General features: G+C 71.3%; 2 pseudogenes. Both read right to left on the reverse strand.

Annotated features, from left to right (window positions below):
• A pseudogene (locus VGO20_RS19645) lies at window positions 1-426 on the reverse strand (efflux RND transporter periplasmic adaptor subunit); the annotation flags it as partial.
• 56 nt (window positions 427-482) lie between these two features.
• Window positions 483-4,572, reverse strand: a pseudogene (locus tag VGO20_RS19650) (hypothetical protein); the annotation flags it as partial.

A 4,572-nucleotide genomic window follows, 5' to 3' on the forward strand; every position in this document is an offset into this window, starting at 1 on the left:
GGGTGCCGCGATCGCGCAGCGTTCCACCATCGCCTTCATCATCGCCGTCTCGGCCTGGGCGGCGGCGAGGCGGGCCTGCGCCGCGTCCAGCTCCAGCGTGCTGACCGAGCCCAGCTTGTCGAGGCGCTTGTTGACCTCGAAGGTCTTGCGCGCCTCGTCCTGCTGGGCGTTCGCCTTGGACAGGCGGGCACGGTGCAGCGTGCAGTCGAAGGCCACCAGCCGGTCGCCGGCCTTGAAGCGGTCGCCTTCGCGCAGCGGCAGCTCCTCGATCGTGCCGGCGATCTCGCCCGAGAGCACCGTGCTGCTGAGCGGGCTGAGCTGGGCGCGGATCTCCGGAGCGGACTGGGCGGGCGCCGCCAAGGGCGCCAGCAGCAGCAGCCCGGCCACCAGGGCCGGGACTGCCGACGGGAACGGTATGCGCGGCAACGGGGCTTCTCCGCGTCGGGTCCGGGGAACGGCGTGGGAACCGGAAGCTACCGGTTTCACGCCGCCTCGTCGAGGGGCGGAAGCTCGGCCACGGCCCCCCCGTCGACCCCGGCCACCTCCATCAGGCTCTCCAGCAGGGCCGCCGCCTCGGCCATCATGCCGCCCTGCCCGGCCGCCTTGAGCTGGGCGCTCAGCGACGGCTTGCCGGCCGGGGCGTCGGCGCGCGGACCCGGTTGGCCCTCGCCACCGTTCGCCCCGTCCGCATTCCCGTTCGCGCTGCCGTCGAGCCGCAGCTCGAAGCGGACGCTGGCCTCCGCGCCGTTCGCGTCGCGGGCGATCACCTCGACCTCGATGCCCTCCTCGCCCGCAGGCGGCTCGCCGACGAAGGTCCCCGATGCCGGGTCGAACCGCAGCCAGGCCGGCAGCGGCGAACCGTCGGCCTGGCGCGCCTCGACCGTCACCGTCTGGGACGGGTCGGAATGGGCGAACAGCCCTTCCGGCAGGTTGAAGGCGAACTGGCTGCTCTCGCCGACGTCAACCTGGGAGATCGTCCCGCTGACGCTCAGGCCCGCGATCGAGCCGTCGCCGAGCCGGACATAGCTCACGTCGCCCATGGCGAAGGCCGTCGGCCCCTGCGGGGAGCCGGGAGTGCCGGGTGCGCCGCCCTGTTCGCCGCGCTGCGCGCTCAGGCTGCCGGGAGCCGGGTCGCCGGACCCGGGATTGCCGAAGCCGGGAGCCCCGAAGCCGGGCGTACCCATCCCGTTGCCCCCGAACCCGGGAGTCCCGAAGCCGGGCGTGCTGAAGCCGGGCGTCCCCGCGCCGGTGATCAGGAGACCGGAGCTGCCGAGGTTGGGACCGCCGACGCCGCCGATGTCCGCGATCAGGTCCTGGATCGGCTGCGGCGGCGGGTTGCCGCCCGACAGCCCGACCGGCGGGAGGGGGGTGAACGGCTGGTCGTTCCCTCTGTTGCCGTTGTCGGGCCGGCTGGCCGCCGGCGTGCGGACGTCCAGCGCGACCGTCCTGGTGGCCTGCAGGCTGCCGCCCGACCCGATGTTGCCGCCGTCGTCGATGGTGACGGTCATCAGGACGGTGCCGGCGGGCCCCTGGGGGGAGGCCTTGTAGGTGACCGTGGACATGAAGGCGTTGATGTCCGCGACCGTGCCGGTCAGGGTCAGCGCGGCCGACGTGCCGCCGACGGTCACCCCGCTGCCGCTGGAGGCGGCGAAGATGCCCGTGGGGGCGGACAGCGTCACCGTGACCGTGCCGCCGCTGGCATCGGCGTCGGCGAAGCTGAGCCCGGGCAGCTCCGAGACCTTGTTCTTGATCACCTCGATCGTGGCCGGGGCCGTGACGACCGGCGCGTCGTTGATCGCGGAGACGGCGATCGAGGCGCCGGCGACGTTCGTCGAGAAGGCGGTGCTGCCGCCGTTGGCCGTGGTGTCGGCATAGCTCTGGTTGCCCGAGCCGTTGCCCGACGCGGTGCCGGTGGTCCGGTCCCAGGCCCGGAAGCTGAAGGTCGCCGTCTCGCCGTGCGCGCCGTCGGGCACGTAGCGCACCAGCGTGTCCGAGGTCAGCAGCAGGGCCGCACTCTCCGACACGTCGCGGAAATTGGCCCAGGTGTTGCCGTCGAGCGAGTACTGCCAGGTGCCGAAGTCCTGGGCCGCCGTCACCGCGATGCCGGACAGCGCGCCGCCGTCGACATCGGCGTAGCCGGCCGAGGCGAGGATCGCCGCCACCGTCGTGCCGCCCGTCGTCGTGTCCTCGTCGGTGCCGGCGAAGACGTGCGTGGCCCCGTTCGTGACCGTCGGCGCGTCGTTGACCGCCGTCACCGTGATCGAGGCATTGGCCACGCCGGTCGAGAACGCGCTGGAGCCGCCATTGGTCGTCGCGTCCGCGGTCTGGCGCGCGCCGTTGGTCGACGCCGTGCCCGTGGTCTGGTCCCAGGCGCGGAAACTGAACGTCGCCGTTTCGCCGTTCTTGGCGTCCGGCACGTAGCGGATCTGGGTCGTCGAGGACAGCAGCAGCGCCGCCCCGTCCGACACCGTGCCGAAATTCGTCCAGGTGGCCCCGTCGGTCGAGTACTGCCAGGTGCCGAAATCGGCGCTGGCGGTCACCGCGATGCCGGACAGCGCCCCGTTGTCGGCGTCGGCGTAACCGGCCGAGGCCAGGATGGCCACCACCGTCATGCCGCCACCGTGCGTGTCCTCGTCGATGGTCGGGAAGACGTGCGTCGCACCGTTCGTGACCGATGGCGCGTCGTTAACCCCGTCGACGTTGACCCCCGTGGTCGAGCCGATATTGTTCAGCGTCGCCGTCGCGTCGTTGGCCGAGGCGTCGCGAATCGTGCCGCCATTGGTCTGCAGCGCGGCGACCGCGATGCCGTTCAGGTCCCTATGCCCGACCTGGACCGTGTAGCGGAAGGTCAGCGCCGTCCCGCCCGAGCCGGACTGGTAGGTCGCATAGACCGTGGTCCCATCGAGGTCGAGCGCCAGACGCGGCGTGCCGCCGGTGGTATCGACCGTCACGGCCTCGGCGAAGGTGACGGTGAAGTCCAGATTCTGGCCGGTCTGGTAAGTTGCGTTCGCCGGCACCGAGACCGAGACGACCGTCGGCGCGGTGTTGTCGACGGTGTAGCTGCTCTCGTTCGTGCCGGTCGGGGGCGTACTGGCGAGCGCGTTGCCGACGCCGTCCGTGACGTTCTGGCCGCCCGCGAAGGACAGGGTGACCACGCCGGTGTAGCCGGCGAGGTCACCGCCCGACAGCGTAACGTCATAGGCGTTGCCGCCGGCTGCGGCCACATTCGTGACCGTCGCCGTCGTGCCCGAGACCGCGAAGTCGCTGACGTCGAGATTGCCGACCGCCTCGCTGAACGTGATCCGGTAGACCAGCGTGTCGGAGTTCGTCGGCGACGTGGATGGCGTCTGCCGCACGATGCTGGTGATGGTCGGCGCGGTGTTGTCGAGAGTGTAGGCGGTCTCGCTGGTGCCGGTCGGCGTGGTGTTCGTGAGCGTGTTGCCCGCGCTGTCGGCGACGTTCTGCCCGCCGGCGAAGCCCATAGTCACCGTTCCGTTCAAGCTGGCGAGATCGCCGCCCGACACCGTGACGTCGTACGAGTTACCGCCCGCGGAGGTCACACCGGTGACGGTCGCGGTCGTGCCGGACACGGTGAAGTCGGTCGCATCCAGGTTGGTGACCGCTTCGCTGAACGTGATCCGGTACGTCAGCGTGTCGGAGTTGGTGCCGGACGAGGACGGCGTCTGGCGCACGATGCTGGTCACCGTCGGCGCCTGGCTGTCCACCGTCGCGTTGGTCGTGTCCGCGGTCGTGGTCGTATTGCCGGCATTGTCGGTCGCGGTGACCGAGACGTTGCGGTTGGCCGCGTCGATCGCCCCGGCCGCGATCACGTAGGTCGCGGTCCAGGTGCCGGCGTTGTTGGTCGCCGCGACCGCCGCACCGCCGCCGAACTGGCTGAAGTCCACCGTCGCCCCGGTGATGCTGTCGACGTTGTTGTCGCCGCCGGCGGTGTTGTTCCAGGTCACCGTCACCGTGTCGCCGGCCTTGAACGCCCCGCCCGTGCCCGAGCCGCCGCCGATCGAGATGTTGGCATCGGTGACCACCGGCGCCTGGCTGTCCACCGTCGCGTTGCTGGTGTCGGCGGTGGTGGTCGTGTTGCCGGCGTTGTCGGTCGCGGTGACCGAGACGTTGCGGTTCGCGGCGTCGATCGCCCCGGCCGCGATCACATAGGTCGCGGTCCAGGTGCCGGCGTTGTTGGTCGCCGCCACCGCCGCACCGCCGCCGAACTGGCTGAAGTCCACCGTCGCCCCGGTGATATCGGCGTTGTTGTCGCCGCCGGCGGTGTTGTTCCAGGTCACCGTCACCGTGTCGCCGACCTTGAACGCGCCCCCGGTACCCGAGGCACCGCCGATCGAGATGTTGGCGTCGGTCACCGTCGGCGCCTGGCTGTCCACCGTCGCGTTGCTGGTGTCCGCGGTCGTGGTCGTATTGCCGGCATTGTCGGTCGCGGTGACCGAGACGTTGCGGTTGGCCGCATCGATCGCCCCGGCCGCGATCACGTAGGTCGCGGTCCAGGTGCCGGCGTTGTTGGTCGCCGCGACCGCCGCACCGCCGCCGAACTGGCTGAAGTCC

The organism is Arenibaculum sp. (assembly GCF_035998295.1).
Classification (GTDB): Bacteria; Pseudomonadota; Alphaproteobacteria; order Azospirillales; family Azospirillaceae; genus DASYHS01.